Source organism: Deinococcus roseus (assembly GCF_014646895.1).
Classification (GTDB): domain Bacteria; phylum Deinococcota; class Deinococci; order Deinococcales; family Deinococcaceae; genus Deinococcus_C; species Deinococcus_C roseus.
Window position 1 is genome coordinate 193,569 of sequence record NZ_BMOD01000005.1, and the last position, 11,081, is coordinate 204,649.

Consider the following 11,081-nt stretch of genomic DNA (forward strand, 5'->3'; position numbering starts at 1 on the left):
TCTCTTTGAAGGGCAGACTCAGGACCCGGTGAGGTGCTCCTGTGCAAAACGGGAAGCCAGATCTGGACGACCTGCTTCAATCAGCGCTCTGTCCCGGATGCGGCAGGAGTCACACACCCCGCAGGGTTCTTCCCCACCCTGATAGCAAGACCAGGTTTCCTGGATGGGCACCCCGAGTTCCAGGGCTTTTTTCACGATGTCCACCTTGGTCATCAGGACCAGAGGGGCTTCGAGTTTTGCGCCTCGACCTTCAAGCCCGGCTTTGCTGGCCAGGTCTGCAAGCTTCTGGAAGGCTTCAAGGTACTCTGGTCGGCAATCTGGGTAACCCGAGTAATCCACAGCGTTGATGCCCAGATACAGGGCTTCTGCATCGATGGCTTCGGCCAGAGACAGGCCAATGGAAATGAACACCGTGTTCCGGCCAGGAACATAGGTGGGAGGAATGACCCCTTCTTCGGTTCCTTCAGTGGGCACATCTATGGATTCATCGGTGAGGGCACTGCCCCCCCACTGGGCGATGTTGACATCCACCACGAAGTGTTTCAGTCCAAAGTGCTGGGCCATTTTCTGGGCCTGTTCGAGTTCGATGGTGTGGCGCTGACCATAACGGAAGGACAGGGCCGTCACCTCGTACCCGTGTTCGATTTTGGCAATGGCAGCAGTGGTGCTGGAATCCAGCCCGCCTGAGAGCAACACAACAGCTTTTTTGCTCTGATTGGTCATGGTTCTCCTCACACCCCCAGTTCGGGGTTGCCCCCCAGGGGGATCTGTCTTTTGTCGCTGTGGGGGTCCAGATCGTCTGCGCGGTAGGCTTTGTGCATCTGGTATCCGGCCCTCAGTCTGGGGTTCTGTTTGACTGCGTGGGTGATCAGGTTCAGGACGGTCATGTCTTTTTCTCTGGCTCTGGACCATTCAGGATGCAGCCAGATCATGGCTTCTTCGGGCAACCCGGAGAGCACCTGCAATCCTGCATCCAGGTCAGAGGGATCATGCACGATGATTTTGACCTCATCGGTCAGTTCTACAATTTCCCTGAGGGGAGGCATGCCAAAGGGTTTGGGAGACAGGGTCACCCAGTCCAGGTCTCCTCTGAGGGGAGCAATTCCACTGGTTTCCAGATGCACCTTGCGGCCCAGGACGTGCAAAGCATCCGTCAGTTCTTTCAGGTCAAACAGGATGGGTTCCCCTCCGGTGAGCACCACAATGGCCCCTTCTGGGCTTTCCTGACGCACAAATTCCGCCAGTTCCTGGGCAGAATACAGGCCCACCTGGGGAGGACGGAATTCAGGGTGCCAGGTTCCGGCACTGTCGCACCAGAAGCACTTCTGGGGGCAGCCGTACAGCCGGATGAAGTAAGCCGCACGCCCCAGGTGCACCCCTTCACCCTGCCAGGTGTAAAAACGCTCGTAGACCGGGTACTTCATCGGAGGTCACTCCCAGTATTCACAGTAGGATTCCGGGGTTTCCCACAGGGTGACTTTCAGTTGCAGGTCACTGCCATCGTCGTCTGCAGAAAGGTTTTCCCGGATGCGCTCCAGGGTCTTGCGGTACAGGTGCTGCACGATGACTTCCGCTGTGGTGTCGTCTCCCAGCAGGTCATTGAGGTAGGCGTGGTCCAGGCCGCCCTTCTCCACGTCTTTTTTGGCCCATTTGAGGGTCTTGAAATCCGCGACCATGATGTCGCGTTTGACGTGCGCACTGGGGCGCAGTCGGTCGGACTGCAGTTCCATTTTCACCCGGTAGGTGTGGCCATGCAGTCGGCCACACGGTCCGTCGTATCCGACGATCACGTGGGCACTGTCAAAAGTAAACTCTGTCACCAGCTTCCAAGGCATACCCAAAGAGTGTATACGATGTGCCCCCTTCAGAGTGTGCTTCGGTCTCCTTGGGGGCCCAGAGGGGGCTGTCCATCTCGCTTTGGGCCTTCACCAAGCCTCAATTGTTACAAATGAGAAGATTAAAGCCACAATTCAGAGCCCTTTGTAAAGAATTTAATACAGGGTTTTGTCCGTCTGTCAAGAACATTCTCCTGCATATTGAAAATAAAGTGTCAGGAATTAATGAATCGCAATTGTAAACACATGAGCGTCACCTTATGCCATCCTGAGTCATATGCGTTCCATTGTCTGGCTTTCTTCCTTCCTTCTTCTCTTCGTGGCCAGTTGTGCCCAGCAGCCCGCTCCTTCTGCTTCATCCACCGAGGTGGACACCCAGGCCCTGGCTTTTGGTGCAGCCGTGTGGACCTACAGCGATCTGGTGGGCCAGCCCAAAGTGAAAACCGCTTTCTACAACTTTGCCTCCAGCCACCCCATCAACAACATCTATCTGGAAGCCGAGTACAACCTGCAAAACCGCCCTGCTCAGCTGGCTTCCTTCATTCAGGATGCCGCCAGCCGCAAATTCAAAGTGGAATTGCTGACGGGCTACAGCAACTGGGCCCTGGTTGCCAATCAGCCCAGGGCTGTGGCTTTTGCCCAGAGTGCAGCAAAATTTGCCCAGCAGTACCCGCAGACCACAGGCACCAGCCTGCACCTGGACGTGGAACCCTACCTGCTGCCCGAGTGGACCGTCAGCCCTCAGAATGTGGCAAGCCAGTACCTGGACATGCTGGCCCAGGTGAAAACCACTCTGGGCAGCAGCATGAAACTGACCGTGGACATCCCCTGCTGGTTTGATGAAATTCAGGTGACCCGCAACAGCCAGACCCGTCCCCTTTCCGAATGGGTGATTGCTGCAGTGGACACCACCGTGCTGATGGACTACCGGGACACCACCCAGGGCATCATCAACAGTGGGTACAACGAGATTCTGTACGCCGGAGCCCTTGGCAAGAAGGTGGTGCTGGGTGTCAACACCAAAAACGAAAACGGCCTGAGCCCAGCCAGCACCACCTTCTACGAAGAAGGCACCCGCAGCATGGAAAAGACCCTCAGCACCGTGAACAGCAACCTCAGTCTCCAGGCTGGATACGGCGGGCTGGCCATCTTCACCTATGAAGACTACAGCAAGCTGAGGAAATGAACCTGGAGCAATGAAAAACAGCCCAGATGGGCTGTTTTTTTGTTTTTTGCTCTCTGTTTTGAGGTTTTCTGTTTTGAGGTCTGGAGATCACTTCTGAATCTGAATCCCCAGCCTGCCCCCGATGTCCCGGCGCATCTGGGCACCCGGAAAATCAATGGCATCTGCCACCCGATAAGCATGGGTGACGGCTTCTGTGAGGTCTGCACCAGAGGCCTGCACGGCCAGCACGCGTCCACCATTGGACACCAGTGTTCCATCTTGTAAAGCTGTTCCAGCATGGAAAATGATGGCATCTTCGCCGGTTTCAGGAAGCTGAATGGCAATGCCTCTGGTGCTGCTGGCAGGGTATCCAGGAGAAGCCAGGATCACCAGGGCACTGGCTGCATTGCTGAACTTCACCAGATCCGGGGTGAGGGTGCCGTTCACGCAGGCCTCCAGGATGGTCAGCAAATCGCTTTCCAGCAGGGGCAAAATGCACTCTGTTTCAGGATCACCAAAGCGGGAGTTGAACTCCACCACTTTTGGCCCCTGGGCTGTAAGCATCAGGCCTGGATAAATCACACCCTGATAAGGAAGCCCTTCCTGCTGCATCCCGGCCATCAGGCGGTCCAGAATCTCGCTCTGGATGCGCTCTGTTTGTTCTTCCGTGAGGGGAAAAGGAGCAATGACGCCCATGCCTCCGGTCATCGGTCCCACGTCACCATCGTAAATGGTTTTGTGGTCCTGGCTGGGCAGCATCATCACGGCGCTCTTGCCATCACAGAAGGCCATAATGGAGACCTCCATGCCCTGCATGAACTCCTCAATGACCACCTCTGCACCACTGGGACGGTCAAAAATGGCGTCCAGAGCAGCAAGGGCTTCTTCGACAGTCTGGGCCACCGTGACCCCTTTGCCCAGGGCCAGTGCAGAATCCTTGACCACAATTGGGGCACCCTGTTCCTGCACATAAGCTTTTGCAGCCTCCAGATCCGTGAAGCTCTGGTAGGCCGCAGTGGGGATGTTGTACTTCGCCATGATTTCTTTGGAGTAACGCTTGGACCATTCCAGACGGGCCGCAGCTTTGACCGGACCAAAAGCAGGAATGTTGCGGGCCTGCAGGGCGTCCACCACACCATCTGCAAGCTGGTTGTCTGGTCCCACCACCACGAAATCCACGTGGTTCTGTTCTGCGAAATCAGCCACAGTTTCGGGTTCCAGGCCCACTTTCAGACACTCGGCGTCTTCAGCAATGCCAGCGTTGCCAGGAATGCACAGCAACTGGTCAATGCGCTCAGATTTTTTCAGGGCTTTGACGATGGCGTGTTCACGGCCACCGCTGCCAATCACCAGAACTTTCATGCGGGTCTCCTTAAAAAGTGGTTCTGTCCCATTCCAGGGCAGTGGTTTGCAGAATCTGGTCAAAAGCATCCCGCAGGTTCAGGGCTTCAGCGCGTTGCAACAGGCGTTCCCGGCTGTCCCACTTTGCTTTGCGTTCTTCCAGAGCATCCAGGCCCACGAAAGCCAGCCTGAGTTCATCGGCACTGCGGGCCAGGGCCACCTCGGGTGCGGGCTTCAAAAGCAAACCCGAAATCACCTGATCGGGTCTTCCCCAGTCTTTCAGCACACGGGCCACCCGCACAGCATGTTGCTTCTGGGGGACAGACCAGTTTTCTGCCTCCCAGGTCTGGAGCACCTCTGCAAATTCGAGGCCAAATTCCTTGGCGCCTTCTTGCAAGGTGGGAACAGGAAAAGCCAGACCGGACAGCCACAGTCGCACCGCCTGAGGATAGGCTTCATGCTCAGCAGGCTGAATGCGTGCAGCCAGGGTCTCTGCAGTGTCTTCAGGGAGCACCGGGACAGCTTTTTGCAGAATGGGGTCTCCTCCATCGAGCACCGTGTCCACAAAATGTACCGTGCAACCAGAGCGTTCCACACCTGCATCCAGAGCCTGCTGCTGTGGGTGCAGGCCAGGAAAATCCGGCAGCAAGCTGGGATGAATGTTGATGATGCGGCCCCGCCATGCATTCACAAAGTCATCGCTGGAAATGCGCATGAAACCCGCCAGCACCACCAGATCGATGCCCTTCTCCTGCATGAGTTGCTGGGCCTGCTGTTCAAATTCTTCCCGGCCATTTTTCTTCCAGGGGATGTAAACCGCTTCCACTCCGGCGGTTCTGGCCCGTTCCAGAGCGTAAGCGTCTTTTTTGTTGCTGATCACCAGGGTGATGGTCGCCCGGGGATCCTTGTGGGGAAACCAGCCCAGCAAAGTCTGCAGGTTGGTGCCACTTCCCGAGGCAAAGACGGCTATGCGTTTCATCAGGCGAATTGTAGCATGCTGCACTTCTCTGGCTTCAGGTTGGGTTAGGCATTGGGGAACTTCGCGGCAGAAGGCAGAAAGCCCAGAGTTGCGGCCCAGCTCTCGGACCTCGGCTGCATCTTCCCTAGCCAACCCCCCCTCAAATCTGTACAATTGACCTGTCAAATGAAAAGCAAGCTGGATGACCTCGATACCCGTATTTTGCAAGAGTTGCAGCAGGATGCCCGCCTGAGCATGCGTGAGCTGGGCCGCCGCATTGGGCTTTCTGCGCCCGCCACCGCCGAGCGGGTCAGCCGACTGGAGGAAGGCGGGGTGATTGTGGGGTACGCTGCGCGGGTGCTGCCGCAGAACCTGGGCCGCAAGGTGATGGCCTTCATTGGGGTGCAGGACAGCGGCCAGAAAGACCCCATTTTGATTGACTGGGCCAAAAAGCGGGACGGGGTGCTGGAATGTTACTCGGTCACCGGAGAGAACTCCTGCATGCTGCGGATTGCCGTGGAAAACATCAGCGAACTGGAACGGGTGCTGGCCGAACTCATCGAGATGGGCTTCACCTGCCAGACCAGCATCGTGCTGTCCAATCCGATTGCTTTTAAAGAAGTGACCCCAAAAGCATAACAACTTTTGATTTTGTGTTGGACCTCAAAGAATTCCCAACCAGAACAACCCGGCTCTCATGAAGAACTTACCCAGTCAACACATTATTTGGTGTGTCACAGATCGGGTATAGTGTTGAGCGTATGAATATCAAGAAGTTCCAATATCTATCTGTTTGGTCTGTTTGGATGGCGCTGTTGGTTGGGTGCAGTGATCCTGACCAGAATCCTCCGCGTGTTTCCATCACTTCACCTGTCAGCAATGGAATTGGTGGAATCAGCGGTGTGGTTTCCATTCAAATCAACGCATCTGATGAATCCGGTATTTCCAAAGTCAGGGTTTATGCCAGAGAAAAAGGCAGCAGCCAGAAAGGCGTTTTGCTGGGCAGCGCTTCTTCTTCTCCTTATGTGATTTCCTGGCCCACCTACAACATTCCCAATCAGGTCTCTGCAGAATTGTATGCCGAAGCGATCGATGAATCTGGCATGACGGGCACCAGCGATGCCGTGTACGTGAAACCCGTCAATCCAGGGCTTCCCCAGCTGTCTTATTTTGTGGCTTACACTTATCCGGCAGCCACTCCAGCAGCTGCAACCCAGAAATTGCAGGATTCAGACGCACAACTTCCCCATGCTCCAACGGTGGGCGCTGTTGCTTCAGGTGGAAAAGCTTCCAGCCACAAAATTCAGAAGCAACAGGTTGCTGCACAGGCCACTCCCATCAACGTCAAATACGCTCTGCGCTGGGGGCTGCTGCCTGTCAACACGGCCAACGAATACTACCTGTATGCCAGCACAGAAGATGCTGTTGGCACCTACAAGTACGTCAAGAAAATCACGGCAACCTCCACCAGCAGTGAGCAATCGGGCTCTGCTTTCGTGGACAAAATCATCACTGAAGCAGTGACCAAAGACCAGAATTTTCATGGCATGGTGACCGCCAAGAATGCCTCGGGAGAAAGCGGATTGTCCAACAGCATGTCCACCAACTTCCTGGTCAACCAGCCCCTCAACCTCTCTCCTGCCGATGGCGCACAGGTGGCTTCTCCCCAGGTCACCATCAGCTGGGATGAGCTTCCAGAGGCAGACGAGTACCTGTATTACCTGTATGCTTCAGATCCCACCGTGGGCAATCCTTCGGCCCTGTGGACCAATTACCCCAAAACCACCCCCAACACCAATGCCACCTATCCGGCAGAAAAACCTGCGCTGACCAAAGGTACCTATTACTGGTGGGTGGCCGGGGTTCGCTTCAATGCAGATGGACGTCCAACAGCGTTCAGTTTCAGCAAACCCACCACATTCATTGTTCCCTGATTTGAAGGTTTTAAAGGTTTTGACATGAAAAACAACACCATCCGTTTTCTGGGTTTGTCCCTGGCCCTGCTGACCGCCGTGTCCTGCACCGAACAGACACCCGTCAAATATGCCATCACCCATGTGATCCCCAACCCGGCTGTGGTGGGCAGTGAGGTGGCCGTGTATGGCACCCTGCCAGACACCCCTGTCCTGCTGCTGGACGATCAACCCCTGGGGTACCGTCCCACCAACCAGGGATTGTTCTTGCAAATGCCACTGGACACCCTGGCTGGCCTGCATTACCTGTACCTTGGCGCGGGTTCAGACAAACAGCTGATGACCACCCTGGAGTTGTTGCCCCGCATAGGCAACATCACCCGACAGGCCAGCATCCTCACCATTGAAGGGGCTGGCTGGAAGACTTCCACCGCCACTGCAAAAAATGTTCTGGTGGAAATCAACGGGCACCTGACTGCCCCCTCAGAACTCACTTCGGGTCAATTGAATGTCTCCATCGACAACACCCTGCCTTATGGCGATCTGGATGTGCGGGTGATCGTGGAGGGCAAACCCAGTGCCAGCCAGACTTTTACCTATCAGGCATCCCGGGTGTCTGGAACAGTGGTCCTGCCCTCAGAAGCCACTTCTGCTTCCAGCACCACTGTTTCCAGGCAACAGGCCACCTCAGGGAAGGTGGTGCTGTTCACGGTGGCTTCAACGGCAGCCAGCTGCTTGAACACCCTGCCCACCCAGCAGGCCACCGTCACCCTGCACCCGGAATTGAAGGTGGTACAGGCCAGTTACAGCAGCACCACAGATGCCGCCCAGGCCCGCAAGACTGCAGCCAGCAACACCTGTGTGCTGGGCACGGAGTATGACGACGTGGTGCAGGTGCAAGACGGCATCAAACAGCAGGTTCTGGAAGACACCAGTCTGGGCACCCAGTGGTTCTGGCCCCTGGAAGGACTTCAGCAGCTTCCCGCAGAGGGCGGCAACGGGGTGACGGTGGCCGTCATTGACACCGGGGTGTATCCTCACCCGGAATTTGTCACGCAACTGCTGCCCGGTTATGACTTTCTGGATGAAGACAGCAGCCCTGTGGATGTGTCCGGGCACGGAACCCACGTCACCGGTCTGATTGCAGCCAGCAAAGACCTGATCAGCCCTGCCCCGCGGGCCAAAATCCTGCCTGTGCGGGTCACAGATCCCTTCCAGGCGGGCAGTGTGCTGGCCCTCTCCAAAGGCATCCTGTGGGCGGTCAATGCGCTGCCTGACCATCCCAACCCCAACCCAGCAGACATCCTGAACATGAGTCTGGGCATCCGGGAATACTCCCCCACCCTGGCCAGCGCCGTGCAAACCGCCATCAACAAGGGGGCTCTGGTGGTGGCTGCCACAGGAAACGACGGCAGTGTGCTCAGTTACCCTGCGGCACTGGACGGTGTGGTTGCAGTCACCTCTGTTTCGGGTCCCAAAAACACCTATCAACCCTCCTATGCCAGCCGTGGACCCAACACCCAGCTGGCTGCTTTTGGCGGAGACAAATCGGCAGACCAGGACAACGACAAAATCAGAGACGGCATCCTTTCCACAGACATCAATGGCGGCCTGCCCGGATACAGCCTGCGCAATGGCACCAGCATGGCCGCCCCCCAGGTGACTGGCATTGCTGCCCTGCTGCTCGGGCAGGGCACCCCCAAAAACCTGCTGAAAGAGACCCTGCTGAACGCCGCAAACGATCTGGGGGTGCTGGGACTGGATGAACGCTACGGTCATGGGCTGGTGCAAGCGGGTCTGCAAAAAGACTTCAACAAACGCACCTATGTGCTGGCCCTGAACGACCAGAACGAGGTGGTGCGCTGGACGGTGGTGCGCAGTGACGGCACCTACACCCTCAACAACCTGCCTCCTCAAACCCCCATCAAACTGCTGGCCGCCACCGACCACAACCGCAACGGCATTCTGGCAGAAGCGGGAGAACTGTTGAGTGCAGCCATCCCGGTCAGCACCCAGCCCGGCCAGACCCTCAGCGATCAGGGATTGCAACTGAATCCCTCCGATGGCACCCACACCCTGTACCTCTGATCCAGCCCTCTCAATGACATGCCCAGCGAAATGCCCAGCATCCCAACCAGGAGAACCATGAAACGCACCGCCCTGATCAGCCTGCTCCTCACCCTTGCCAGCCTGGCCCAAGCCGCCACCCTCAAAGCCGATTACAGCAAAGACTCCCAGAAACTCGCTCTGGTGAGCCCTGAACGCATTGCCTACAAAGCCGAAGCGGGAACCCACAACATCCTGATCAGCAATGCCTCCCTGGACGAAACCACCCCCCTTCCCGAAGGCTTCAAAGCCGAAGTGGTGGGCAATGACCTGAAAATCACCATTCCAGACAATTATCAGGTGTCGCTCTCCCCCACCAACACCTCCCTGTTCTTCGTGCCTGTTCCGGGCAGCACCGTGCAGCAGGTGGACGACCGTGCCCCCCTGTTCATTCCCCTCAGCAGTGCCAGTCCCAGCCAGGTGGCCAGCCTGCTGAACGGCATGTACAGCAACCTGAAAATCCAGGTGGACGACCGCCAGCGTGCCCTGCTGATCATGGTGAACCCCCAGGACCGCGAATTGATCCTCAAGGTGGTCAAACAGCTCGATCAGGCCCGACCCCAGGTGATGTTCGAGGCAGAAATTCTGGAAATCAACCAGGGCACCACCACCCAGCTGGGCATCAAATACGATGACCTTTTCACCCTCAAACTCTCTGAGGGGGACAGTGGCAGCTTCCTGAAATTCGGCAAGGTGGACCGCACCCCCCTCAGCCTGTCGCTGGGCATCAGTGCCCTGAAAGCCAACAACGCTGCAAAAGTGCTGGCCCAGCCCCGCGTCACCACCCTGGATGGCGTGGAAGCCCGCATCAACAGCACCCAGACCCAGCCGGTGATCCTCTCCAGCCAGAACGGCTCCCAGAGCGTCACCAACATCACCACCGGGATTTCGCTGCGCTTCCTGCCCAAAGTGGGACCGGACGGCATCATCGAGGCCAGCCTCAACATCGTGGTCAGTGTGCCCACCGGGATGGTCAACAACGTCACCACCTACAGTTCCCGTGATGCCAGCACCACCGTGCGGGTCAAGAACGGTGAACCCATCGTGATTGGGGGGTTGCTGGAAAGCCGCACCCTCAACAGCACCAGCAAGGTGCCCCTGCTGGGAGACATTCCCATTCTGGGGGCACTGTTCACCCACAACAGCACCCAGACCAGCAGCAGTGACCTGATGATCATTGTGACCCCCCGCCTGATCACCAGCCCCGAACAGCCATGATCCCCATTCCTGCACTGCCCACCCCATCCCTCAGGAGGCTGACATTGTTCAGTCTCCTCTCTTCCATGCTGCTGGTGCTGGGGGCCTGTGCGCCTGCCGTTCAGGATGACACGGTGCCCGTCAGTCCTCTGCCCCAGAGCGTCACCCAGGAGCAGCAAGGGTACTTCCAGCAGGAACTGAAAGACCTGGGCATCACCATCCTTTCGGGCAGCAGTGCCCTTTACGCAGGCCTGGAGTCCACGGCCTTCCAGAAACTGGTGGACCAGTTCTACAGAAGCCACCCCGGATACTGCCCGCTGGAAAACGCCTTCTTCATCAAGGACAACCCTTTCGGGGTGTACATGACCGTGACGGCCAAAGGGGACCAGATTGCAGCGTTCATCTACGACCAGAGGCAGAAGCCACGGGTGACTTATTCTGTGCTGGAAGGGAAGAGTTCTCAGGTGCTGGCAGTGGGGTTGTGCAGGAATTGAATCTTTATAGAAATATATAGAGTAAAGCGCTTTCGAATTTCGAAAGCGCTTTACTCTATATACACTCAATAT

Annotated in this window: 11 protein-coding genes; 6 read left to right on the forward strand and 5 right to left on the reverse strand. The window is 56.8% G+C overall.

What is annotated here, in order from left to right; all coding sequences use genetic code 11:
- Window positions 1-18 precede the first annotated feature (18 nt).
- Genes queC through IEY52_RS09595 form a run of 3 tightly spaced genes read right to left on the reverse strand, consistent with a single transcriptional unit; the run spans window position 19 to window position 1,835 of the window.
- Window positions 19-723, reverse strand: coding sequence for a 7-cyano-7-deazaguanine synthase QueC (queC, locus tag IEY52_RS09585; RefSeq protein ID WP_189002460.1), 705 nt, complete (start codon window positions 721-723; stop codon window positions 19-21).
- 8 nt (window positions 724-731) lie between these two features.
- The gene (locus IEY52_RS09590; RefSeq protein ID WP_189002461.1) at window positions 732-1,424 is read right to left on the reverse strand and encodes a 7-carboxy-7-deazaguanine synthase QueE; all 693 of its coding nucleotides are present in this window, start codon (window positions 1,422-1,424) and stop codon (window positions 732-734) included.
- A 6-nt stretch (window positions 1,425-1,430) separates the two neighbouring features.
- The gene (locus IEY52_RS09595; protein ID WP_189002462.1) at window positions 1,431-1,835 is read right to left on the reverse strand and encodes a 6-pyruvoyl trahydropterin synthase family protein; all 405 of its coding nucleotides are present in this window, start codon (window positions 1,833-1,835) and stop codon (window positions 1,431-1,433) included.
- A 277-nt stretch (window positions 1,836-2,112) separates the two neighbouring features.
- Here IEY52_RS09595 and IEY52_RS09600 point away from each other — a divergent pair, with 277 nt between their 5' ends.
- Window positions 2,113-3,021 (forward strand): hypothetical protein, encoded by a 909-nt coding sequence (locus tag IEY52_RS09600; RefSeq protein ID WP_189002463.1) that lies wholly within the window; start codon window positions 2,113-2,115, stop codon window positions 3,019-3,021.
- Between the two features lie 87 nt (window positions 3,022-3,108).
- On the opposite strand, the gene purD is transcribed toward IEY52_RS09600, so the two are convergent.
- Entirely contained in the window at window positions 3,109-4,362 is a 1,254-nt protein-coding gene (gene purD / locus IEY52_RS09605) for a phosphoribosylamine--glycine ligase (protein WP_189002464.1), read from the reverse strand.
- A gap of 10 nt (window positions 4,363-4,372) precedes the next feature.
- Window positions 4,373-5,320, reverse strand: coding sequence for a phosphoribosylglycinamide formyltransferase (purN, locus tag IEY52_RS09610; protein WP_189002465.1), 948 nt, complete (start codon window positions 5,318-5,320; stop codon window positions 4,373-4,375).
- 165 nt (window positions 5,321-5,485) lie between these two features.
- Between purN and IEY52_RS09615 the strand changes: the two genes are divergently transcribed.
- The 5 genes from IEY52_RS09615 (at window position 5,486) to IEY52_RS09635 (ending at window position 11,009) form a co-directional block, all read left to right on the forward strand.
- Window positions 5,486-5,938 (forward strand): Lrp/AsnC family transcriptional regulator, encoded by a 453-nt coding sequence (locus IEY52_RS09615; RefSeq protein WP_189002466.1) that lies wholly within the window; start codon window positions 5,486-5,488, stop codon window positions 5,936-5,938.
- Window positions 5,939-6,105: 167 nt separating this feature from the next.
- Entirely contained in the window at window positions 6,106-7,233 is a 1,128-nt protein-coding gene (locus IEY52_RS09620) for an Ig-like domain-containing protein (protein WP_189002467.1), read from the forward strand.
- Between the two features lie 24 nt (window positions 7,234-7,257).
- Window positions 7,258-9,300 (forward strand): S8 family peptidase, encoded by a 2,043-nt coding sequence (locus IEY52_RS09625; RefSeq protein ID WP_189002468.1) that lies wholly within the window; start codon window positions 7,258-7,260, stop codon window positions 9,298-9,300.
- A gap of 57 nt (window positions 9,301-9,357) precedes the next feature.
- Window positions 9,358-10,536, forward strand: coding sequence for a type II secretion system protein GspD (locus IEY52_RS09630; RefSeq protein ID WP_189002469.1), 1,179 nt, complete (start codon window positions 9,358-9,360; stop codon window positions 10,534-10,536).
- 44 nt (window positions 10,537-10,580) lie between these two features.
- Window positions 10,581-11,009 carry a hypothetical protein gene (locus IEY52_RS09635; protein ID WP_189002470.1) on the forward strand — a complete coding sequence of 143 codons (429 nt, stop codon included), beginning with the start codon at window positions 10,581-10,583 and terminating at the stop codon, window positions 11,007-11,009.
- Window positions 11,010-11,081: the final 72 nt, after the last annotated feature.

Bases quoted from the DNA above. Each gene is read 5' to 3' on its own strand.
- IEY52_RS09620 (WP_189002467.1), top strand. From the start codon at position 6,106: ATGGCGCTGTTGGTTGGGTGCAGTGATCCTGACCAGAATCCTCCGCGT.
- purD (WP_189002464.1), bottom strand. From the start codon at position 4,362: ATGAAAGTTCTGGTGATTGGCAGCGGTGGCCGTGAACACGCCATCGTC.
- IEY52_RS09600 (WP_189002463.1), top strand. From the start codon at position 2,113: ATGCGTTCCATTGTCTGGCTTTCTTCCTTCCTTCTTCTCTTCGTGGCC.
- IEY52_RS09590 (WP_189002461.1), bottom strand. From the start codon at position 1,424: ATGAAGTACCCGGTCTACGAGCGTTTTTACACCTGGCAGGGTGAAGGG.
- IEY52_RS09615 (WP_189002466.1), top strand. From the start codon at position 5,486: ATGAAAAGCAAGCTGGATGACCTCGATACCCGTATTTTGCAAGAGTTG.
- IEY52_RS09630 (WP_189002469.1), top strand. From the start codon at position 9,358: ATGAAACGCACCGCCCTGATCAGCCTGCTCCTCACCCTTGCCAGCCTG.
- IEY52_RS09595 (WP_189002462.1), bottom strand. From the start codon at position 1,835: ATGCCTTGGAAGCTGGTGACAGAGTTTACTTTTGACAGTGCCCACGTG.
- queC (WP_189002460.1), bottom strand. From the start codon at position 723: ATGACCAATCAGAGCAAAAAAGCTGTTGTGTTGCTCTCAGGCGGGCTG.
- purN (WP_189002465.1), bottom strand. From the start codon at position 5,320: ATGAAACGCATAGCCGTCTTTGCCTCGGGAAGTGGCACCAACCTGCAG.
- IEY52_RS09625 (WP_189002468.1), top strand. From the start codon at position 7,258: ATGAAAAACAACACCATCCGTTTTCTGGGTTTGTCCCTGGCCCTGCTG.